Raw genomic sequence first — 20,375 nt, 5'->3', positions numbered from 1 at the left:
TGACATCTTCAGCACCATCATAGGATTAATAAACCGCTTATAAAAATAGTTTACTGCGTTAATCCCTTCAGCCTTTGTAGTTTGCTGCAGACTTTTTGATGACTTCAAAGGCAGCTTCTTTGCCTTCCCAGCCCTCAATCTTGACCCACTTTCCGGGTTCCAGATCTTTGTAGTTCTCGAAGAAATGCTCGATTTGCTTCAGCAAGAGTTCTGGCAGATCAGAGTATTCCTGCACATCGTTGTAAAGCGCAGACAGCTTCTCGTGAGGAACTGCAATCAGTTTCTCGTCCTGACCACTCTCGTCTGACATGTTCAGCATGCCGACCGCACGGCAGCGGATGACAGAACCCGGAACAACAGGGTAAGGCGTCACTACCAGAACGTCCAGAGGGTCACCATCGTCCGCCAGAGTCTGGGGAATGTAACCATAGTTGGCAGGGTAGAACATGGGGGTAGCCATGAAACGGTCTACCATCAGAGCATCGACATCCTTATCAATTTCATACTTGATGGGTGACGCATTGGCCGGAATTTCGATGGCAACATAGATATCTTCAGGCAGACTCTTACCTGCCGGGATATTTGCATAGCTCATGTGTATACCTTTGCCTTATTTCGATTACAGAGGTAAATGGATGGAAAGCTGGCCATTATAGAGTTCCTGAAGGGAGTTGTCTCCGTTGTGAACAAGACTTTATGAAGTATGTTCCTTTGGCAACTGGACATTGTTCGAAAAAGAGTAGAATACTGTAAGGGTCATATTGCTCCTGACTGCTCAGAATAACCGGAGAGGTTTTATGAGATCAATCAAAGTTAAAGACTGCATGACACCTCAGGTGATCACCATTCCACCAACTATGGAAGTGGTTGAGGCCATACGAATACTGCTCCACAACGATATTACGGCCGTACCGGTTGTCGATGAGAGTGGGGGCGTGGTCGGTATCCTCTCAGAAACCGACTGTCTCCAGGGAACTTTGATGGGAGGGTATTTTTCCCAGGAAGGCAGTCTTGTGGGAGAAAGTATGACCCGGGAAGTCCTCACCGTATCGCCCTTCGACAATATCATTACTGCTTACGAACACTTTATGAAAGCCCACGCTTTCAGGGTCCCCGTTGTTGATGACGGTGCTCTGGTCGGGATGCTCAGTCCTAAAGATGTCATGTCAGCGGTGTTGGAATTTTATGAAACACCAGCCAAACAAAAAGCTGTGTAGGTCGTTCTGCTCTCTCACCTGAAGCCTTATGCCCGGAACGGGCTGTATCTCGAAAATGCTGGAGTAGTGTTCTGGGTTATGAACATGGTCAGGTGCAGTTCAGTTGAAGTCACTGGGTGACGGTTGGGTTGAAGTGCCAAAAAATTGGCTGGATAGTGAAGGCTTACTTATTCTCTTTGAGTATTAAATCTCCTGCCAAAGCGATAGTTCATCTAAGCTTTATTGAAGTACATGACGAACTTTTGGAAGAAGGTTTATGGAAGGGAGAACGACGGGAGTCGAAACTCAAACTACATCACCTGTTGATTTGGTGCCACCAGAGCATAAGGCTGATGAATCGGGCCGGTTGGGTCCCAGAAATGTAACCGGAACGCCGGGAAAGAGTCTCATTGGGGGGCGTGGTTCTGAAGTTTCGAGCCCAGCGCCAGAGAGTATACACTCACGTACTGCCAGTGCCCGTAAAGATTTGCCAGCGCTGACGAATTCAAAGCTGAAAGATTCCATGAAAGATGATGAAGCTTCTAAAATATTGGATTCGCTGCAAGCCTCCAGAAAGTCTTCCAGAACCAGCCCTCCCGAACTTTCCGGACTTTATGAATCATCTACAGCATCTGATCCGCACAGTGATGAAAGTGCACAGCTTCACGAAGAACCTGAGCAAACATCTCCGGGTGAGCATGGGGACAGTCCTGCCCCTGACTCGAATGATGAATCCATTTCACCAACAGCGATTTCACCTTCTGCGCGACCCCACGTGTCTGTCAGCTCATCCGATGATCCTGATGTGCAAAGCAGAAAAGAAGCATTCAAGAATCAGCTTCAGCCCAAGCTTGGTTTTTTCGATAAACACAAAAAAGAGTCAACGGTCACCGCAGTGGGTGGTGTTCTGGTGGGCATAGGGGCACTCGCAAGCATTGCTTTTCCCCCAGCAGGACTTTGTATATACGCTTGTGGAATAATGATGTTGAGTATGGGCCTCACCGAGATCGTGGCTGCCCCAGGTGATGTTCCGGTTAACCCGCCTGAACCTAAACCTGATAAGCCTGAGCCAAAACCTGATGAGTCTAAATCCAAGCCGGTTGAAAACAATGTCGATGATGGCAAGTTCATGGCTGTTCGCAAACCCATTCTGGAAGCCCTCACTCAGGGCGATGGCCCGATTCCTGTCAGGGAAGATGGTTCTCTGGATGAAGACGAAGCCAAAAAAAGGCTAAGGAAGTTTGCTCAGCAAAGCGGGATTAATGGAGACCCCGAGGCACTTTTAGAGCAAGTTTCTTCAGGGATGCAGGCAGGCTTGCCTCTCTCAGAAGTGATTTCAGAGGCTATTGCCGATGTATTGAGTAGAGATAAGAATTTTGATCCCCGCGATAATGAATTCAAATCGGTCACAAACGCTATTTTGAGTGCGGCAGAAGCTATGATGAATGCCACATCAGCCACTGAGAGAGAGCAGGCTCTGGCTGATTTTCTGTCGAAAATGAAAGAGATGCTGCCCAGAATGAGCGATGCTTCCCTGGGTCAGCTGATGGTCATGACCCAGGGAGCGCTGGCCAGTCCCGGCACAGAACAAGCCAGAGAAATATTGACTCATGTCCTGAAGTTGCTCGAAGCAGAAAAAGCCGAGCGTTTGTTAAAACAGCAGAGCCTGGCTGCATTTGGGGCTTCTGCAGGGGTCTCTGATGCGGTGCCAGAACCTCCTCTACCTCCTCCACCTCCTCCTGTAGCTCTTAAGTCTGGAAAACCGGCAACACCTCTACATTCCTCTGCCTCTGGAACAGGCGCTTCAGAGGCGTTTGATCCGACTATTTCACAAAATCAAGTCCACCTTCGAGTGCTTTCTTTTGAACTGGACACTTTGAACAGGGCCGATCGTCTTGGTGTCAGTGACAGAAATGACTTTCTGAACGCCGCGAAGGAGGTGCTCGAAAAACCCAGAGGAAAAAGGATCACGGGAGCAGAGTTTCTGGATGAGCTTGAAAGACATATCGAAGACAGGTTTAGTAATGTGATCGACAAAATGAGAGATAAAAATCATTTCAAATAGTTCTTAATTTATGTTGTTGATGAAATTTTCGCATTGAAGTCATGTACTAAATTAATACTAATGTGATTTGCTCAGGGCGGCAGGGAGCCAATTTATGACTGATTCCACACCGGCAGTGGATAATAAGGGGGGAGTAACACTCACTGGCACGCGGGGGTCTGTTCATCTTACTGATGCCAAAAGAGACTCACTCAGAGCTGCGGGTTTCAGTGATGCACAGATTGATGCTTTATTATCACTGGCCGACCCTGATGATCAGGGGAATTCCCTGACACCCACTCACTTTTATACCGTTGATAAGTCGACACTCAACTCTCTTCAGTACTCAGGCAAACTCACGGATGCTGCGAGGCAGCTGGTCTATGTCCAGACACCCGTCTCGCTTCTGAATCAGGTCAGTAATCCGAGCAATTGGCAGGGAGATAATTATATTGGCCCGGGTGCAGCTTCTGTAAATGCCTATTTGAATGGAGAGCCTGTCGATTTTTCCAAGCCCAGTCTGGATGCCTTGGTGATGTCAGTTCTAACGGCCAGGGCGGAAATCATAGAGGTTCAACTCAGAGATCAGATTCAATCGATTCAGGACAAGAACGCCCAGTTGGAAGTAGCAAACGACTGGTTAGCCAAAGCCAAAGCTAAAAAAGCTGACGCCGGTACATCGGGCACAACAACCTTTAGTCAGGAGTACAAGGACTTTTGGGACAGCCTTGGCGCGAAGTACCAGAGTGGTACTAATCACAATTCAGCTGACTGGGAAGTTAATATCGAAGGTTTGAAGACCAAAATTGAAGCTTTGACCAGTCAATCCCAGCTGGAAACAACCAAGCTACAGCAGACTATAAATAAATATAACCAAAGCTTTGAAATGCTTTCTAACTTTGTCAACAAATACTATCAGTCACTCAGTACGATTATTCAGAACCTACGGTGAATCATGGAGGATCCCGCTGTGAATGAAGAAGCCAAGATGAATGAAGGTGAAGAACTTGATGATATGCTTCTCGAGTTCTTTGGTAAAGGCGGAACCTTCAAAGACCTCAAAAATATGAGCGATGATGCCATGGAAGCCATATACAGCGTCGCTTATAACCTTTATCAGGGGGGGAAGTACGACGAGGCGCAAAAGGTCTTTCAGTTTCTCTGTTTCTATGATCACTTCAATCGAAAATACTTTCTGGGTCTCGGTGCCTGCCAGCAAATGATGAAGCAGTATGAAAATGCTATTGAGATCTTCACTTTTGCCACTGTACTGGATGCCGACGACCCCAGGCCCATGCTCTACATCGGAGACTGTCATCTGGCAATGGGTGACAATGAAAAAGCAAAAATGTCATACGAAACAGCCATTGAATGGGCTGGAAATGCGGCTGCTTTTGAGGAAGAAAAACAGAGAGCCGAAAGCATGCTGGAAAACCTGAGCAGTTAAGGGAAGAGGTGAAAGGATGTCTTCAATCGGTCAGGGGCCTGCCCCTACAGAGCAAACCGGAAATATTCATCAGGCTTCTTATGATGCTGTTGATAATGAAGAAAATCCGGTTCAGCGAGGTTTTAGTAACCAGAACAGTTACTCTAGAACGGAAGGTGGAGAAGCCCCTAAAGCACAGATCAATGCTCCCGTTCTGGATGCGCCTTCGGCAAATGCTGAGTCTGAAAAGGCTACCGCAGAAGTGTTGAAACATCAGGAAGGGCAGGCAACAGACAAGTCGGCAAAAGGTCCGAGGACGCCTGGTGAGGTGGTTCAGGAACACAGTAACCTTCCCATCAGAAAGCAGACAAACCATCTTCAGAGTAAGAGCAATGAACTTGAAAGTATGGGATTCAGCAAATCCCAAATCAATGGGGTGCTGGCTGTGGCTGATCCCAAAGATCCTGAAAACGCTCTTGCTCCCATGCACTCTGCCACTGCCAGATTGAAAGATATGGAGGCCCGGGGTGGCGATCCCAAGCTGAATACACTGTTTAATACTTTCGAAGATGTCATGGTTCGTTTCTCTGCCATCAAAGAAATTCCGGATGATTTGAAAGCTGAGCTGAAGAAGGATCTTGATACATTTACCAAAGCAGCTCTCAACGCTGAAAGGCCCCTTGATATAGACTCCGCTACCACGATGCTGGTTCAGATCCAGTCAAAGTTGCAGAACGAGCGACTCCGCTTTGACCAGGAAAGTATCAAGATAGGTCAGGTCGCTGCAGAGCAACGCAGTAGCAATATCATCAGCAAAATTCGTGAATCCATTGCAAAAGTCGAAGAATCGAAAAAATCCCAAATGGTAGGGTCGATTTTCAATTATATCGCACTGGCATTCATGGCAGTTGCCTCCGTCGCTTTGGCTGTTGCGGGAGTTCTTACCGGTGGTGCATTGAGTGTTGTTGCCGCTGGTCTGATGGTTGCAGCGACAGGTCTTATGATCACCATGACGGTTTCATCAGAAACCAGCAACTTTATGATGAAAATTTTTGACGGCCTTGCCAGTGACGAAGACGCTGAGCAAGATACCAAAATTGGTGCCACGGTCTTTTGGTCTGTCATTATGATCGCACTTTCTGCTGGTGCAGCTTTCGCAGGTGGCGTTGCCGGTGCAGGTGGAGCCGCTGCCAGTACAGCTTCATCGAGTACCGCAGCAGGGTCTTCAACCGCTGCAACGGTGACGGCGACAGGCGCTAACACGGCTGCAACCACATCAGCTGCTGTTGCAAAAAATATTGCGATCGTGACCAAGTTAGGGCAGATAGCCCAGTGGATAGGGGGCGCCGGTCAGATTGCTTCGGGTGGTGCTGATATCGGAACTTCTGTTTATAAATACCAGGCAGACGAATTCAGGGCAGAGGCGCTTGAAGAAAAAGCCGAAATGGTCAGGATCCAGAAGGCCATAGATGATGCTATGGAAGGTTTGGAAAAGGCTATCCAGGAACTCCAGAATGGCTACTCCACAGCCGCCAGCATCATTAAAGCGAATCATGAAACCAAGACAACACTTGCGCGCAACCTGCGTGCCTGAGTCTCAAGGAGGTAGATTATGTCACAGGTAGGACAGACAGGCGCGTCACAGAATACGCCAGTGGACTATAGTTCCCAGACATCAGGGTCAGGTGGCGCAGCGCCGCTGGATGAAGTCGGACGGGGAGATCTTGACGGCGAAAACCTTCGATATTCCCGTGAAAGCAAAAGTACCGAAGTTTTGAAAGGTCAACAGAAGAGGGCACCAGAGCTTGATAAACCCGGTGATGTTAAGCCCACCCATCTTGAAACAGCCAGTTCTGATGTCAACGATATCAGTAAGCAGACTCAGTCATCTCTAGAAAATACTCAGAAGCTGGCGGAAGGTTTGCGCAGCGGCAACCTCAGCCCGGAACAGCTACAGCAGCTGAAAAAAAACGCTGATCTTTTGAAAGGCAGCGCCGGTCTTTTAAGTAACCTTCATGGTCATAATCTCGGAACTGCTGAGGGTAAGAGAAGTGTTCTCGCCGGAATGGGCTTTAGCCAGAGTCAGCTCGATGCCCTGATGTCACTGGCTGATCCGGATGATGCGGGTAACTCTCTGGCGTCCCTGCATGGTGGTGAATCAGCTTTACAGGGTAAAAAAGACGCTCTGAAGGCCATGGGTTTCAGTGAAAGTCAGGTGGATGCCTTGCTGTCACTGGCTGATCCGGATGATGAAGGCAATTCGCTGATGTCAACTCATCAGGCCGGGTCCGGGAAAAATAAATCGGCCCTTGCCTCTCAAGGATTCAGCAATGCTCAGGCAGAACGTTTGACGGCTCTGTTGAACGGCCAGACATTTGGTACTGAACAACAGAAAGAACTACTGAAACAGATGGGCTTCAGTGATGCAGAAGCCGATGTGTTGTTGGCCACGGCCGATCCTAAATCGTTGAAAATTCAAGGTAAGCTTGCTCAATCAATGGATATTAATCAGCTTGCTCATTTGCAAGAGATGGCAAAGGCCGCCAACGTACTATCAACAGGCAGCCCGATCGGTGACAGAGTGCTGCAACAGCTGGTGGACATTTTTACTGTGTTTGAACTCCTTCACGAGATGGGGGTTCAGGGTCGAAGAACCGCCAGAGAAACCAGGGCTGCTGAGTATGATGCAGCCAAGCAGGAAGTTTTGCACCAGGCAGGAGAAGTAAGAAATGCCGCCATCTTCTCTCTGGTAGCAGGTGTGGTCAGCGGTACCATGAAAATAGGTGCAGGTAAGATTGCAATGAATGGTGCACAGGGTGGTGGTTCCGCTGCTGAGAAGCAGGTCAGGATGCAGTTGGCTACCCAGAAGGCTCAGATGGCGACGGGTTTTGGTGACATTATTTCTGCGGGCTTTAACTATCGGTCTTCAGAACACCAGGCAAGACAGAAAGAGCATGAAGCCTACCAGAAAACCCACGAAAACTCGGCTCAGAGTTCATCTGAGTGGATGCAGTTGCAACAGGACATGGTGAAGACTGTGCAAAGTAAGATGGATGAAATTATACGAACCTGGTTCGAAACGCTGAAAACCACCACACGAGGCTGAGCAGAGACGTTCCGTTCAGACTCTGAGGGGTTCCGTCCACAGCATGCAGGAGGCATGACATGACTATTCCACTCGACAGGGCCGGTGGTGCATCAGCGCCATCGTTTCTGGAGAGTAACCAGAACGTTGCAGGCAATCAGGGAGCCAAAGGCAAGGTTGCCGGACAAACGGTTCAGGTTCGGTCTGATGCCACTTCTGCGCTGCTTGACAGTGCAGAAGAGCTTTCCATGGTCGCTGACCGCTTCAAGCAAACCAAACTCAAAGACAGAAAACTCTCCAATGGTTCAGAACTCTCTGACAAGCTGCTTGAGCGCATCAAGAAAATACAGGCTATTCAGGAAACCCAGGCGTTCAAAGATCTGGTTAATAATTTCAGTAATCAAACCAATCTCAACCCCAATCAGGTTCTGAAACAGGCCCAGGAATTTTCGGACGACGTGCTTGAGCAATTTGCGGCACTGGATTTTGCCGCAGAATATTTTGAAGAGCAGGGAGACCAGGAAAAAGCCAATCAAATTCGTACGGCTCAGCAAAGCATCAGGGAAAAGAACCCGACACTGATTCAGGCTGGCCTCAATATCTCTGAGTCAGCAGCCGAGATGATCGAAGAGATGGGCTTTGATGTTGATGTTCGTACGGTCCGTGAAAGCTATGCCAACCTCATTGACTCAGCGAAGATGGATCATGTGCGTGATGACGGTTCACTCAAGACAACTTATCGCTATCTGGTAGAAACCTACGGAGCAGATAATCTGGAAGGAGCCATTCAGGGACAACTTGATCTCCTTGCGACGGATTTGAACTGCACCACTCACTCCACTTCACCGGTCAGATTGAAAGTCATTATTGATGATATGAAAGGGCTGAAGATTCAGTCGGGTGTTCATGATGCCTGTTGCGAAGCTGAAGAGAGGCTGGAAAGAACATTCCCTGAAGAAAAAGTCCTTCGACTTGTGCTCATGGAGGAGATGCTCGATCTCGTCGATCAACAGTGGGTGACAGAGTCTGATTTTGAAAAATTGCCGTTAAAAATGAATCTGGAAAAACTGGAAGCTCATATTTTTGCGTTGACTTCTATCGTTGATATCGTCAGGTCCATTCCCGAAGAAGTGTTTACCAATGATGAGACCAAACTGAATATGCTGTCTGCGGCAACAGACAGTCTGGATAACAAAATTGAAGAGGAAGAGTCAGAAGCCATTGAAGAGGCTCTGGATGCCGGGCTGGATGATAGTTTTCTGGGTGAGGTAACCGCCTCTCTGAATTTTGAAGAGGAAGAGTCAGAAGCCATTGAAGAGGCTCTGGATGCCGGGCTGGATGATAGTTTTCTGGGTGAGGTAACCGCCTCTCTGAATTTGCCATCAAGTGAGAAAGTTGAAACGCCTTTTTTTGCTGCTGGGAAGGAACAAAAATCTTAGTAGCCACCACTAAAGACTCTACAGCTGATAAAAGGCAGGGGGTCCTGTGAAAGCTTTTTAGCACGAGGAAAGCAAGTTATGGATTGGCGCGATGAGGTGGTTTCGGATATCGGCCGGGGAATGGGTATTGAGGGGCTCAGTTTCGGTGTATCCGGAGTGATCAGCATGGAATTTGAATCAGAAAGGACCCTGTATCTGGAGACACAAGAGGAGGGCGTTCTTGTCTACATGGTTCAGGGATTGTCCCGATTCGATGCCTCCAAAAGTCTGGTTTACGCGCTAAAAAAGTGTCATTACACCCAGTCACTTGTGCTGCCATTGCAGGCAGGACTGAAAGGAGAAGAGGAACTGGTCTGGTTGATTTATCTCAATAATGAACAGTTCTCTCGCCCAACCGTCGAAAGTGCTATCGAAGCAATAATAAGGCAATCTGAGCAGCTTGCTGCTTAGGGCTCCGTAGGGTGGCAGGCTCGGCCTGCTGAAAACTGTGACCAACTCAAGAGGTCTGTTATATGGCCGAAAATATTATCAACTCAAAAGGCCTGACAGAGAAAGCACTTGAATCTGCCGAAACCTTTGCCGTTCCGGAGAAAGTGGATGCAGGTGCGGCAGATAAATTTGGCAACTTGCTGTCAGGTGATGCCGATGGACAGCAGGCAATACAAGCTGCATCAGCTGTTGGTCAGCCAGAAGGGGGAGCCCTGACTCTGGGAGATAAGATTCTCAGAGGTATGCAGGGGTTAAGAGAGCATGTTGAAGCAGGTAAAGAGAATGTCGTCTCCAACCTGCAGCCTGGTGAAACCATGACCATGCAGGACATGTTTAAAACCCAGATGGCCATGACCAACCTGATGGTCACCGAGGACTACATAGGGAAGATTGTCAGTAAGAGTACCCAGACGTTTGATACTCTGCTGCGCAATCAGTAATTCCTGACGGAGTCCTGAAGCAGGTGCACAGCTGTCTGGTTATTTTGGATCCAGAAATACAGCCGGAGTCACCCGTTCATGAGCAATGGAACTGTGCACCGTACTCTGAAATACCTGGGAGTCATCTGTCTCAGCTTTCTGCTGGCCGGGTGTAAGGTTGAGCTCTACTCTGGTCTTTCTGAAAAGGAAGGCAATGATATGCTGGCTATCCTGCTGGATGGGAGCATACCTGCAGAGAAGCTCATTAATAAAGAAAAGATGGTGACCCTGATGGTGCCATCTGATGAAGTTTCACGATCCATCAAGTTGCTGCGTGGTTATGGATATCCCAAGGAGAAGTACTCTTCCATTGGTGATATTTTTCCGAAAGATGGTCTGATCTCTTCACCCACTGAAGAGAGAGCTCGTTATACCTATTCCATGTCACAGGAGCTTTCATCAACATTATCCATGATTGATGGTGTCATCACCGCTCGTGTCCATGTGGTGTTGCCTCAGGAGCAGGATTCTCTGAGTGACGTCAATTACCCTTCATCGGCCTCTGTGTTTATCAAGTACACACCAGAGCTGGAGCTGGCGGGTTTCATTCCAAAGGTCAAAACACTGGTGTCTAACAGTATTGAAGGACTGTCCCTGGATAAAATCACGGTTTCTCTGTTTCCTGCTACCCGTATTAATCAGGGGAGCAGTGCTGCACCCAAAATGGAATCGGTATTTTTCGTTAAGGTAAATCCTTCTTCTGCCGGGGCTTTGAGAGGGGTTATCTATGGGCTCCTGTTTCTTTTGATCATGACCCTTGCCGGTTGTGGAGCACTGTATTGGATGATGTTTATGAAGAAAGGCAAGAAAAAAGTCAGGAAGACTGAATGAACACAGAGCAACCAAACCTTCAGATGGACCCTGAATTAGAACTGTTTCAGTCCATTGCTGAATTTAACCTGTACCTGGTGCGCTTTATCCATCACAGCTGGTTGCAAACCATCAAGTTATCACCATTGGTCAAACAGCTCAGAAAGGCCGGTAATGCAGATTTTCATCTGTCTCATTTTTTATTAAAAGAGTTTGATCTTAGCAACGACTTTGATTACGACTTTGATGAAAAGCACAAAAGAGTAGCGCTGGCTGACGAAGAAGCCATTACAAAACTGGCTTTTTATTTGGGTATTATTCTCAACGAAAGTGTTATTCGAAATACTCTTCGTAAGCGGGAAAGGCTGTTGCTAAAGAAAACGTTGGGTGAGGATGGGTTTCGTTTCGCTGTTAAAAAGGCGCAGTTTTTCAGTCGCATCGGAACTGATCGGGGGCCAAGCTTTTTGATTGACTGGGATCATCTCGATAGTTTTAAACGATATCTTACGCAATCCGGTTTTCAAGTGCTTGGAAGGGCTTTCTCAGACAGTTCTCCTGCCTTTATTAAAAGGCTGGAATTAAAACTGCCTGTTTCATTTCGCGATACTATCTGCAGTCCAGACCGGAGTTCAGAGAAGTTGGACCTGGATATCAATCAGTGCAAGACACTGGTCGTTAAAGCTCATAAAGAGGTGAATAGAGAATGGCGTCACCTGTTCGTTTGACTTCAGGACAGTTGACGATTGACCCGTCAGCGAAAGTCTTGAAATCAGAAGATTATGCAGACTATCTTGAGTCTGAAAAAATCGTCAGCAAAGCTCGGGAGCATGCCAGAGAAATACTGGAGCAGTCTCGTCAGGCCTATGAGAAGGAAAAGCAGAGAGGTTTTGAAGAGGGTTTAGCAGAAGGTAAGGTGGATCAGGCTGAGCAGATGCTTAAAGTTGTCAGTCGAACCATAAACTATCTCTCAGAAGTGGAGAAAGCCCTGGCTGATATTTTAATGTCGGGGATTAAAAAAATAATTGGTGAATATGATCAGGAAGAACTTGCCGTAAGTCTGGTTAAAAATGCACTACAGCACGTCAGAAATGAGAAGCAAGTCACCATACGTATCCCTCCCAGTCAATTCAAGATGGTTAAAACAAGACTCAATGAAATACTGGGGGAATACAAAGGTGTAGGCTTTATAGATCTTGTTTCGGATGAGCGTCTGTCTACCGGTGACTGTATCATGGAGAGTGATATCGGGGTTGTTGATGCCAGTGTGGATCTGCAAATCAAGGCGCTACAAAAACGCTTTGAAAGAATTAACTCTGAAGCTGTCACCAGTATTACCAACGATCATTCCATGTTTGATGAGCCACAATGACTGTGGTTTATATCTAAAGGTATAAACTTCCCTGATCGTTTTTTCTCAGTCTCTGAGTCATATTCAGAGACTGGCTTGCCTGTATTTTTTGATGTGAATAATAATGGTTCAGACATTCTACTATCCCCCGTCAGTGAGAGTCAGGATGTTATAAATACTCATATCTATGAGATTTGAACTGATTGTTTAAGATGTTCCTGGTGAGTATATTCAACTTATTAACTTGTTAATGGGTTTGGTTGGCCACTGTCATTGCATCAGCCATAAAGAGCATTGAACAGAGCTATACTGGTTTTCAGTGTGAGCATTGAAAATCCAACCATCGGGCAGTAAGTACCTTGCCAGTTGGTTTCGCATATTCTGGCGAGTGGATTTGTTCATCCTTCAAGGCGCAACGACGGGCGCGTAGCCATAGCTGCGCAACCAGAGTTGGAACGCAGAAGGATGGAAAAAGCCGCCGTCCAGAATATGCGAAACCAACTGGTTAGGTACTTATCCAGACATTACCCAAAAGGTTTCCTTTCTGACGATTTCACTCACTCCTGTCCGGCTTTGATGAAGGCTGCTGCCTGACTGAAAGGCCGGACCTTCAGAAGAGGTTGGCATAAAATGCAGGTCATTAAGACCGATGTTGCAATTGTAGGTGCTGGCGCTACTGGCCTTCGTGCAGCTATAGCGGTTGCAGAAAAAGACCCAAACCTGAATATCGCACTGCTTTCAAAAGTCTACCCGATGCGCAGTCACACTGTGGCAGCAGAAGGGGGCTCAGCTGGCGTTATTCAGGATCATGACTCTTTCGAGAATCACTTCAAGGATACCGTTTCGGGTGGTGACTGGCTCTGTGATCAGGATGCTGTGGATTACTTTGTTCAGACTGCCACAGAAGAAATGATTCGGCTGGAACACTGGGGATGTCCCTGGAGCCGGAAGCCGGATGGTAATGTTAATGTACGTCCATTTGGCGGTATGAAGATTGAGAGAACCTGGTTTGCTGCTGATAAATCCGGTTTCCACATGTTGCACACGCTTTACCAGACATCTGTCAAATATTCTGCTATTGAACGCTTTGACGAGTACTTCGCTACCGACCTCATTGTTGAGGAGGGCCGTGTCCAGGGTGTGGTGGCTATTGAAGTTAAAACCGGTGAGCCGAAGGTTTTCCTGGCTAAAACCGTGATTCTGGCAACCGGTGGTTCTGGCCGTGTATTCCGCTTCAACACTAATGGTGCCATTGTGACTGGTGATGGTCATGGCATGGCTATGAGAGCGGGTGCGCCTCTGAGAGATATGGAGTTTGTTCAATATCATCCAACCGGTCTGCCCGGCTCAGGTATTCTAATGACGGAAGGTTGTCGTGGTGAAGGCGGTATTCTCCTCAATAAGCATGGCTATCGCTATTTGCAGGATTACGGCCTGGGTCCGGAGACACCGGTGGGTCAGCCAAAGAACAAACACATGGAACTGGGCCCACGTGACAAGCTCTCTCAGGCTTTCTGGAATGAGCAGCGCAAGGGCAATACCATTGAAACCCCTCTGGGTGATGCCGTACTGCTGGATCTTCGTCATCTGGGTGAAAAGACGCTGATGGAGCGCCTGCCGCTGATCTGCTCACTGGCTAAAAACTATGTAGGTGTTGATCCTGTTCATCAGCCTGTCCCGGTTCGTCCTGCGGTTCATTACACCATGGGGGGGATCCGTACTGATATCAACTGTGCCGCCGATATCCCCGGCCTCTTCGCTGCAGGTGAGTGCGCCAGCGTGGGTATGCATGGTGCCAACCGTCTGGGCTCAAATTCTCTGGCAGAAACGGTGGTATTCGGTGCCCTGGCGGGTGATAAAGCAGTCGAGTTTGCTCAACAGGCTGTAATGTCCGATGAGAAAAAACTAATGGATCAGGCGAAAATGCACCTGGTCAGCATCGAAAACCTGCGCAATGCAAAGGGTACTGAAAAAGCCTCTCACATTCGTCATGAGATGGCGAAAACTATGGAGCGATGTTTTGGTATCTATCGAATCGGCGAAGAGATGCAGGAAGGGGTCGACAAGATTGCAGAGCTTCGTGAGCGCTTTCGTAACGTTCGGGTTGAAGACCGCAGCAAGGCTTTCAACACTGAGCTCTTGCAGGCTTTTGAGTTGCAAAGCTCTCTCGCTGTCGCTGAAACTATGGCTGTAGGCGCCCTGAATCGCAAGGAGTCTCGTGGTGCTCACCAGCGGATTGATGGCTTCGAACACCGTGACGACGAGAAGTTCCTGAAACACACTCTGGCCCACTACAACGGTGACTCAGCTCCCCGTTTGGACTACCAGAACGTCAATATTACTCGTTATCAGCCAGAAGAGCGTGTTTACGGTGCAGCGGCTGAGAAGGGCGCTGTGGTTGAAAAGAGTGCTGCGGCGTCTGATACAAAGTGACGGGAGAGCTGAAAATGAGTCACAAGACAATCAACATCGAGATTCTGAGGTACAACCCGGAAAGCGATGAGAAGCCCGGTTATGGCAAGTTTGAGGTGCCTTTCCTCGAAGAGTGGTCCATGTTGGATGCCCTTGAATACATTAAGGACGAACTGGACTCTTCCCTGGCCTATCGCTGGTCTTGCCGTATGGCTGTCTGTGGTAGCTGCGGCATGGTCATTAATGGAACACCAAAACTGGGTTGTGAGACCTTCCTGAGGGATTACAAGGGCACTATCAGGGTAGAACCTCTGGCTAACTTCCCGATTGAGCGTGATCTGGTGGTGGATGCAGAAGACTTTATCAAAAAGCTGGAGTCCGTTAAGCCCTACATCATCAACGCAATGGAAAAACCGGTTGCAGAAGGTGTGAACAGACAGACACCCAAAGAGTTGAGCCTTTACAAGCAGTTCTCCAGCTGCATTAATTGCATGCTTTGCTACTCAGCCTGCCCGCAAATGGGAATTAATCCGCTGTTTACGGGGCCAGCCGTTATTGCACTGGGACACCGTTATAATCTGGATACGCGGGATCATGGTTATGATGAGCGTACCGAAGTCATTCAGGGCAAGAATGGCGTTTGGTCCTGTACCTTCGTGGGCTATTGCTCAGAGGTCTGCCCGAAGAATGTCGATCCGGCTGCTGCTATCAACCAGAACAAGTTACAGGGTGCCCAGGACTGGGCTTTGTCTTTCCTGATGCCACGTAAAGGAGGCAAGTGATGAGTCGTCGTCCTTATGTGCGTCCTATGAAGCGCACCTGGTATAAGGATTATCCTTTTTACCGCACCTACATGGTCAGGGAAGCAACCTGTCTGTTCGATGCGCTATACAGTATCAACCTGTTCTTCGGTATCCTTCAGCTAACCCGGGGAAAAGATGCCTGGGAGGCCTGGCTGTCCTTTCAGGCTAATCCTCTGATGATTTTGTTCACTGTTGTGACACTGGGGATGACTCTGTTTCATGCGGTCACCTTTTTTGATATGACACCACGGGTATTACCTCAGCAGATTCGCAAGATGGTGGCTGATAATGTGGTCAATAAACTGATGTATGCCGGTCTGGCAGCTGTTTCTGTCATTATTTTTGCAGCTCTAGTGCGGTTTTGAGGGAGAGAGTCATGAGTCAGAAAAGACATATTGAGCCGTTGCTGTGGAGCCTGTTTGGCGCTGGTGGCACGACAATCGCCTTCTTCTTCCCGGCTGTGATTCTGGTGATCCTGGCGGTGTCTCTGGGCGTGATTCCTGCAGAAGCATTGTCTTATGAGAGAATGTCAGATTTCTTCCTGAATAACCTGATTGGACAGCTGGTTCTTCTGGTCGCCCTGGTGCCTTCCTACTGGGCCTGTATCCATCGGATTTATCACGGACTGCATGATTTGGGTTTTCATCCGGGGGCAGGGCTGAAAGCACTGCTTTATGGAGCCACTCTGGTTTTGAGTGTGGTGACTGTGATGTTGGTACTGGTCTGAATTAAAGAGATTTCAGATCAAGAAAAGCCGTCAGACAGTGTTTGACGGCTTTTCTTCTTTCTAAGCCCGGCTACAAAGCGGACATTTCGATGCGAATCTGACGAAGTTGCTGCTCCAGGGTCTTCTGCTGATCAGGCGATAGCTCTCCTTCCTGCAACTTCACTCCCAGTTTGTTGACTATCTGACTTAATGAAGAGAGGCATTCCTTTTCCGTACGCTTAACCATCTCCTGGAGAAGATCCTGCCCAAGCCCGCTGTTACCGAGGTACTCATCGGCCTTGATTGTGGCGATGATTCTGACCGGACTTTCTGAAGTGCCCAGCCGAGTCATATACTCACCGATTTGTTCAAATTGCTCTGTCAGTGAAACGTCTGAAACCACCAGTTTACTGACAATATCTTTAGCAGTGAGCTGGCCAGCGAAGCCGACTAACAGTTTCATGGCTCCGTCTGACTGATTTTTAGGTAAGGTTGAGATCAGTTTATTCAGTTGGTCCAGGTCCTTGATGAAACGGTCCATAGACACCTGAGCACCGACTAAATCACCCTCTTTAAAAAACTCCAACATCATGCCCAGTTCTGCAGGCGCCAATTTGCCCTCCGAGGGCGTTGTTTTGATACCTCTGGAGAGAATCGACTTGTTTCCTGGTCCTGACTCTGGCTTCTCTGATGAGAGATATTTCTTCGCTTGGGCGGGATCAGCAGACGCATTGCCTTCATCGACAAGGGGGTTTTTGGGGTCAAATTGTGTCTGGGGGAGCGGTTGTCCTGAGCCATCAATTTTCGACATAGTACCATTCCGTGGTTTTTAGCAAGAAAGGACGCCTGAAAGCGAAAGCATTCTTGCTGATATCGCTGCCTGATTTGCAGGCAGAGCAGTATTGTGAGTATCTTCTGAAAGAATAGCTCTTTTTAGCGTGGAAATGCAGTATTCATTCAAGAATGAACTCCCGACTTTCCTCAATGGCAGATGAAAAGGCAGACTCTTCCATGATTGACACGTTACCCAAAGCAGAGCTTCATCTGCATATTGAAGGTACTCTGGAACCCGAACTGATGTTTTCTCTGGCTGAAAGAAATAAAATCAGCCTCCCCTACCAAAATATCGACGACGTCCGGGATGCCTACCAGTTTTCCAATCTGCAATCCTTTCTGGATATTTACTATGCCGGCGCCCGGGTTCTTCAGACCGGGCAGGATTTCTATGATTTGACCTGGGCGTATCTTAAGCGCTGTCAAAAGGACAATGTGGTCCATACCGAGATTTTCTTTGACCCACAGACCCACACCGATAGAGGTATTCCATTTGGCACTGTGTTTGAGGGCATTGATGCCGCACTTCAGGATGGCAGGAAACAGCTGGGTATCAGCAGCCACATCATTATGTGTTTTCTCCGACACTTGGGTGCCGGGGCAGCGCTGAACACGTTTGAAATGTCGAAACCCTGGCATCAGAGAATGATTGCTGTCGGTCTCGACTCTACTGAGTTGGGGAACCCTCCGGAGATGTTTGCCGAGGTCTTTGACAAAGCCAGACACGCTGGGTTGAAGGCCGTTGCTCATGCAGGAGAAGAAGGTCCGGCAGAGTATATTTGGGGGGCTTTGAAGGCACTGAAAGTATTGCGGGTTGATCATGGTGTTCGATGCCTGGATGACGAAAGTCTGGTTCAATATCTGGTTGAGAACAAAATTCCTTTGACAGTGTGTCCCCTTTCGAACGTCAAGTTGTGTGTATTTGACAGACTGTCAGACCATAATCTTAAGCAGATGCTGGACAAAGGACTCTGTGTCACTGTCAATTCTGATGATCCCTCCTATTTTGGTGGTTATATCAACGACAATTTCTATGCTACGCAGCAAGCGTTAGGGTTGGACGATCAGGCTGTTTATCAATTGATTCGAAACAGCTTCAGTGCCAGTTTTCTTGAGCGTTCAGAAAGGTCTGAGTATATGGCTCGTCTGGACAGTCTTTATGAGGAGCTAAGTGATGACTAAAACGGTAGTGGTGACCGGAGCAAACCGGGGTCTCGGTCTGGAGTATTGCAAGCAGTTTTTGGAAAAAGGCGACAAAGTCTATGCCTGTTGTCGGGCACCGGAGTCGGCGGAAGATCTGCTGAAGTTGAAGCAGCAATACTGTGAAAAGCTGGAAACGGTGCCGCTGGATGTCACCCACCCTGCACAGAGAACGAATCTGAAGAACACGTTGCAGGGAGAGCAGATCGATGTACTGATCAATAATGCGGGTATCTACGGTCAGCGGGTAAAATTTGGCGAAGTTGAGTCTGAAGAATGGCACAAGGTCATGGAGGTCAACACCATTGCACCTGTTTTGCTGGTGCAGGAGCTGGTTGAATTGATGCCTCAGGGTTCAAAGATTGTATTGATGACCAGCAAAATGGGCAGTATCGCTGATAACACAAGCGGTGGAAGCTATATTTATCGTTCCACAAAAGCGGCATTAAATGCTGTTGGCAAGAGTATGGCGCACGATCTGTCGGATAAGGGTATCAGTGTTGCTATCTGTCACCCGGGTTGGGTTTTGACTGATATGGGTGGACCCAATGCTCTGATTGATACCCGAATCTCCATAAAAGGACTGATTGCAGTGATTGAGCGGCTTGGGCTGGAGAACAGTGGTCAGTTTTTTAACTATGATGGTGCCCTGATCCCCTGGTAATCATAAGGTTAGACACTGCTTTTACAGGCAGTGTCTATGAGTTTAATAAGTCCGTGTACTCCAGTTTCCTTTGTTCAGAACAGGCCCCATATCCCAGCCGTTGGGTGCGCCCTTCTGGTCCTCCAGTGTGACTACAATCTTCGCTTTGGAAAGCTTTTCTGCCCACCCCCTGGGTATCGTCATCTCTTTAGTGCCTGATTCAGGCAGCATTCCCAGAGAAATGGGCTCAACACCATCCATCATCAACCATAGTTCACAGGCTTTCCCTTCGGGGACGGAATCAGGCTGAACGGTCTCCATGACCAGCTTTTTACTGCCCAGAGATGCGTTGAGAATCCACCCGGGGCTTTTTTCCTGATTATTGACGACATAAACGTACTCCATACCTGTCGGGTTGACCGATTGGAAGTTCGCCAGAGCCATCAAAAGAGCCAGGGCAACAGAGGCAAAAGCGGTACCTTGCCAGAACTTCAGGCTGCTCCAGAATGATTCTTTGTTGCTGGTGGCTTTCTGAATATTTTTCCAGATATATTTTGGCGGCTTCACAGGAAGTAAAGCCTCGTTCAGAACATCCAGATGCTCTCGCCATTCATCAACTTCACGCTGAGCATCGTGGCTCACGGCCATCAATACTTCAAATTGAGCTTTTTCATCGGGCGTCAGCAAACCGAGCACATAGTCTGCTGCAGCCTGATTTCTTTCATCAGGATTGCTCAGGTCTAAGCGGTCATGCATTCCTTCAACCTCATCAGTCCACGTCGAATCCATGTTTTCACGGTGCCAATAGGAACCTCCAGCTGGTTAGAAAGATTCTGATGAGTCATTCCATCAAAATAACTGAGTTCCAGACAGCGTCTCTGGTTATCATTCAGAGTTTTCAGACAGCGGTGAACCTCTTGACTGTTCTGCCTGTCCGTCACCATTTGTTCCTGGCTGGAACTCTGGTCGACCTGCAAGTCAAGGGTTTCCGTTTCCATCTGGGGCTCTCGTTTCAGCTTTCGCAAATGGTCCAGTGCCTGATTTCTGGCAATGGTGTTCATCCAGGTCATAGGAGCAGCCTTGCTGCTGTTATAGCTGGATGATGCCTGCCAGATTTTGATATAAACCTGCTGAAGGCAGTCTTCAGCAAGCTCCCTGTCTTTCAATATACGCAGGATCACGGCAAAGAGTTTCGCCGAAGTCTGCTGGTAAAGATTTTTTAAGGCTTTTTGTTCCCCCCGGGCACACCTGGCCAAGTCTTTAGCAAGGCTCTGTGGAGAGGGTGTTGATAGTGGGGTGGAGGTCAGACTCATTCCGCACGTTCTGTTTATGGGTTAAGAGGCGTTACTCTACCGGATAAATCGCTCCCATCAAACCTCCATAAAAGACTCGTATCCTGTCTGACTGTCTTAAAACAGACAAAGAGTGCATGCAACAGTGGTTCTGTAGCCTTGATCCGGG

Annotated in this window: 22 protein-coding genes; 18 read left to right on the top strand and 4 right to left on the bottom strand. The window is 48.1% G+C overall.

Annotated features, from left to right (window positions below):
* Positions 1–67: 67 nt before the first annotated feature.
* Positions 68–595 carry an inorganic diphosphatase gene (gene ppa / locus ACOMG9_RS18510; RefSeq protein ID WP_422134885.1) on the bottom strand — a complete coding sequence of 176 codons (528 nt, stop codon included), beginning with the start codon at positions 593–595 and terminating at the stop codon, positions 68–70.
* A 202-nt stretch (positions 596–797) separates the two neighbouring features.
* Here ppa and ACOMG9_RS18505 point away from each other — a divergent pair, with 202 nt between their 5' ends.
* The 16 genes from ACOMG9_RS18505 (at position 798) to frdD (ending at position 16,258) form a co-directional block, all read left to right on the top strand.
* On the top strand, positions 798–1,217 hold the full coding sequence (locus tag ACOMG9_RS18505) for a CBS domain-containing protein (RefSeq protein WP_317145470.1): 420 nt from the start codon (positions 798–800) through the stop codon (positions 1,215–1,217).
* A gap of 256 nt (positions 1,218–1,473) precedes the next feature.
* Positions 1,474–3,261: a hypothetical protein gene (locus tag ACOMG9_RS18500; RefSeq protein WP_448217982.1), complete on the top strand. Its 1,788-nt coding sequence runs from the start codon at positions 1,474–1,476 to the stop codon at positions 3,259–3,261.
* A gap of 94 nt (positions 3,262–3,355) precedes the next feature.
* On the top strand, positions 3,356–4,192 hold the full coding sequence (locus ACOMG9_RS18495) for a hypothetical protein (protein ID WP_422134883.1): 837 nt from the start codon (positions 3,356–3,358) through the stop codon (positions 4,190–4,192).
* 3 nt (positions 4,193–4,195) lie between these two features.
* Positions 4,196–4,687, top strand: a complete 492-nt coding sequence (locus ACOMG9_RS18490; RefSeq protein ID WP_448217980.1) for a SycD/LcrH family type III secretion system chaperone — start codon at positions 4,196–4,198, stop codon at positions 4,685–4,687.
* A 16-nt stretch (positions 4,688–4,703) separates the two neighbouring features.
* Positions 4,704–6,260 carry a type III secretion system translocon subunit SseC family protein gene (gene sctE, locus ACOMG9_RS18485; RefSeq protein ID WP_494529226.1) on the top strand — a complete coding sequence of 519 codons (1,557 nt, stop codon included), beginning with the start codon at positions 4,704–4,706 and terminating at the stop codon, positions 6,258–6,260.
* A gap of 18 nt (positions 6,261–6,278) precedes the next feature.
* Complete coding sequence (locus tag ACOMG9_RS18480; protein WP_494529225.1) at positions 6,279–7,772, top strand: hypothetical protein; 1,494 nt, start codon at positions 6,279–6,281, stop codon at positions 7,770–7,772.
* A gap of 59 nt (positions 7,773–7,831) precedes the next feature.
* Positions 7,832–9,190: a TyeA family type III secretion system gatekeeper subunit gene (locus tag ACOMG9_RS18475; RefSeq protein ID WP_494529224.1), complete on the top strand. Its 1,359-nt coding sequence runs from the start codon at positions 7,832–7,834 to the stop codon at positions 9,188–9,190.
* Positions 9,191–9,268: 78 nt separating this feature from the next.
* Positions 9,269–9,640 carry a type III secretion system chaperone family protein gene (locus ACOMG9_RS18470; protein ID WP_448217976.1) on the top strand — a complete coding sequence of 124 codons (372 nt, stop codon included), beginning with the start codon at positions 9,269–9,271 and terminating at the stop codon, positions 9,638–9,640.
* A gap of 62 nt (positions 9,641–9,702) precedes the next feature.
* Entirely contained in the window at positions 9,703–10,119 is a 417-nt protein-coding gene (locus ACOMG9_RS18465; protein ID WP_422134877.1) for an EscF/YscF/HrpA family type III secretion system needle major subunit, read from the top strand.
* A 78-nt stretch (positions 10,120–10,197) separates the two neighbouring features.
* Positions 10,198–10,989, top strand: a complete 792-nt coding sequence (sctJ, locus tag ACOMG9_RS18460; RefSeq protein ID WP_448217975.1) for a type III secretion system inner membrane ring lipoprotein SctJ — start codon at positions 10,198–10,200, stop codon at positions 10,987–10,989.
* A complete protein-coding gene (locus tag ACOMG9_RS18455) occupies positions 10,986–11,693 on the top strand; it encodes a SctK family type III secretion system sorting platform protein (protein ID WP_448217974.1) in 708 nt (235 codons plus the stop codon). The genes sctJ and ACOMG9_RS18455 overlap by 4 nt, the downstream gene beginning before the upstream one ends.
* Positions 11,672–12,337 (top strand): HrpE/YscL family type III secretion apparatus protein, encoded by a 666-nt coding sequence (locus ACOMG9_RS18450; protein WP_448217973.1) that lies wholly within the window; start codon positions 11,672–11,674, stop codon positions 12,335–12,337. The genes ACOMG9_RS18455 and ACOMG9_RS18450 overlap by 22 nt, the downstream gene beginning before the upstream one ends.
* Before the next feature lie 609 nt (positions 12,338–12,946).
* Complete coding sequence (gene frdA, locus ACOMG9_RS18445; protein ID WP_448217972.1) at positions 12,947–14,749, top strand: fumarate reductase (quinol) flavoprotein subunit; 1,803 nt, start codon at positions 12,947–12,949, stop codon at positions 14,747–14,749.
* Positions 14,750–14,763: 14 nt separating this feature from the next.
* Positions 14,764–15,510, top strand: coding sequence for a succinate dehydrogenase/fumarate reductase iron-sulfur subunit (locus tag ACOMG9_RS18440; RefSeq protein ID WP_448217971.1), 747 nt, complete (start codon positions 14,764–14,766; stop codon positions 15,508–15,510).
* Positions 15,510–15,896, top strand: a complete 387-nt coding sequence (locus ACOMG9_RS18435) for a fumarate reductase subunit C (RefSeq protein ID WP_448217970.1) — start codon at positions 15,510–15,512, stop codon at positions 15,894–15,896. Before ACOMG9_RS18440 ends, ACOMG9_RS18435 begins: the two co-directional genes overlap by 1 nt.
* A gap of 11 nt (positions 15,897–15,907) precedes the next feature.
* Positions 15,908–16,258 carry a fumarate reductase subunit FrdD gene (frdD, locus tag ACOMG9_RS18430; RefSeq protein WP_448217969.1) on the top strand — a complete coding sequence of 117 codons (351 nt, stop codon included), beginning with the start codon at positions 15,908–15,910 and terminating at the stop codon, positions 16,256–16,258.
* A gap of 70 nt (positions 16,259–16,328) precedes the next feature.
* On the opposite strand, the gene ACOMG9_RS18425 is transcribed toward frdD, so the two are convergent.
* Positions 16,329–17,048, bottom strand: coding sequence for a hypothetical protein (locus ACOMG9_RS18425; protein WP_448217968.1), 720 nt, complete (start codon positions 17,046–17,048; stop codon positions 16,329–16,331).
* A gap of 200 nt (positions 17,049–17,248) precedes the next feature.
* Here ACOMG9_RS18425 and ACOMG9_RS18420 point away from each other — a divergent pair, with 200 nt between their 5' ends.
* Positions 17,249–18,253 carry an adenosine deaminase gene (locus ACOMG9_RS18420; RefSeq protein WP_494529223.1) on the top strand — a complete coding sequence of 335 codons (1,005 nt, stop codon included), beginning with the start codon at positions 17,249–17,251 and terminating at the stop codon, positions 18,251–18,253.
* Entirely contained in the window at positions 18,246–18,935 is a 690-nt protein-coding gene (locus tag ACOMG9_RS18415; RefSeq protein WP_448217966.1) for an SDR family oxidoreductase, read from the top strand. The genes ACOMG9_RS18420 and ACOMG9_RS18415 overlap by 8 nt, the downstream gene beginning before the upstream one ends.
* A gap of 42 nt (positions 18,936–18,977) precedes the next feature.
* Here the strand turns inward: ACOMG9_RS18415 and ACOMG9_RS18410 are convergent, their stop codons facing one another.
* Positions 18,978–19,670, bottom strand: coding sequence for an anti-sigma factor (locus ACOMG9_RS18410; protein ID WP_422134867.1), 693 nt, complete (start codon positions 19,668–19,670; stop codon positions 18,978–18,980).
* Positions 19,655–20,227, bottom strand: a complete 573-nt coding sequence (locus ACOMG9_RS18405; protein WP_422134866.1) for a sigma-70 family RNA polymerase sigma factor — start codon at positions 20,225–20,227, stop codon at positions 19,655–19,657. The genes ACOMG9_RS18410 and ACOMG9_RS18405 overlap by 16 nt, the downstream gene beginning before the upstream one ends.
* Positions 20,228–20,375 lie beyond the last annotated feature (148 nt).

The sequence above is a fragment of the Endozoicomonas sp. PH6C genome (assembly GCF_059322965.1).
This window is presented reverse-complemented; position numbering and strand designations above follow the sequence as displayed.

What these genes read in the sequence shown, in the direction of transcription:
- ppa (WP_422134885.1), bottom strand. Translation starts at nt 595, where the DNA reads ATGAGCTATGCAAATATCCCGGCAGGTAAGAGTCTGCCTGAAGATATC.
- ACOMG9_RS18505 (WP_317145470.1), top strand. Translation starts at nt 798, where the DNA reads ATGAGATCAATCAAAGTTAAAGACTGCATGACACCTCAGGTGATCACC.
- ACOMG9_RS18500 (WP_448217982.1), top strand. Translation starts at nt 1,474, where the DNA reads ATGGAAGGGAGAACGACGGGAGTCGAAACTCAAACTACATCACCTGTT.
- ACOMG9_RS18495 (WP_422134883.1), top strand. Translation starts at nt 3,356, where the DNA reads ATGACTGATTCCACACCGGCAGTGGATAATAAGGGGGGAGTAACACTC.
- ACOMG9_RS18490 (WP_448217980.1), top strand. Translation starts at nt 4,196, where the DNA reads ATGGAGGATCCCGCTGTGAATGAAGAAGCCAAGATGAATGAAGGTGAA.
- sctE (WP_494529226.1), top strand. Translation starts at nt 4,704, where the DNA reads ATGTCTTCAATCGGTCAGGGGCCTGCCCCTACAGAGCAAACCGGAAAT.
- ACOMG9_RS18480 (WP_494529225.1), top strand. Translation starts at nt 6,279, where the DNA reads ATGTCACAGGTAGGACAGACAGGCGCGTCACAGAATACGCCAGTGGAC.
- ACOMG9_RS18475 (WP_494529224.1), top strand. Translation starts at nt 7,832, where the DNA reads ATGACTATTCCACTCGACAGGGCCGGTGGTGCATCAGCGCCATCGTTT.
- ACOMG9_RS18470 (WP_448217976.1), top strand. Translation starts at nt 9,269, where the DNA reads ATGGATTGGCGCGATGAGGTGGTTTCGGATATCGGCCGGGGAATGGGT.
- ACOMG9_RS18465 (WP_422134877.1), top strand. Translation starts at nt 9,703, where the DNA reads ATGGCCGAAAATATTATCAACTCAAAAGGCCTGACAGAGAAAGCACTT.
- sctJ (WP_448217975.1), top strand. Translation starts at nt 10,198, where the DNA reads ATGAGCAATGGAACTGTGCACCGTACTCTGAAATACCTGGGAGTCATC.
- ACOMG9_RS18455 (WP_448217974.1), top strand. Translation starts at nt 10,986, where the DNA reads ATGAACACAGAGCAACCAAACCTTCAGATGGACCCTGAATTAGAACTG.
- ACOMG9_RS18450 (WP_448217973.1), top strand. Translation starts at nt 11,672, where the DNA reads ATGGCGTCACCTGTTCGTTTGACTTCAGGACAGTTGACGATTGACCCG.
- frdA (WP_448217972.1), top strand. Translation starts at nt 12,947, where the DNA reads ATGCAGGTCATTAAGACCGATGTTGCAATTGTAGGTGCTGGCGCTACT.
- ACOMG9_RS18440 (WP_448217971.1), top strand. Translation starts at nt 14,764, where the DNA reads ATGAGTCACAAGACAATCAACATCGAGATTCTGAGGTACAACCCGGAA.
- ACOMG9_RS18435 (WP_448217970.1), top strand. Translation starts at nt 15,510, where the DNA reads ATGAGTCGTCGTCCTTATGTGCGTCCTATGAAGCGCACCTGGTATAAG.
- frdD (WP_448217969.1), top strand. Translation starts at nt 15,908, where the DNA reads ATGAGTCAGAAAAGACATATTGAGCCGTTGCTGTGGAGCCTGTTTGGC.
- ACOMG9_RS18425 (WP_448217968.1), bottom strand. Translation starts at nt 17,048, where the DNA reads ATGTCGAAAATTGATGGCTCAGGACAACCGCTCCCCCAGACACAATTT.
- ACOMG9_RS18420 (WP_494529223.1), top strand. Translation starts at nt 17,249, where the DNA reads ATGATTGACACGTTACCCAAAGCAGAGCTTCATCTGCATATTGAAGGT.
- ACOMG9_RS18415 (WP_448217966.1), top strand. Translation starts at nt 18,246, where the DNA reads ATGACTAAAACGGTAGTGGTGACCGGAGCAAACCGGGGTCTCGGTCTG.
- ACOMG9_RS18410 (WP_422134867.1), bottom strand. Translation starts at nt 19,670, where the DNA reads ATGCATGACCGCTTAGACCTGAGCAATCCTGATGAAAGAAATCAGGCT.
- ACOMG9_RS18405 (WP_422134866.1), bottom strand. Translation starts at nt 20,227, where the DNA reads ATGAGTCTGACCTCCACCCCACTATCAACACCCTCTCCACAGAGCCTT.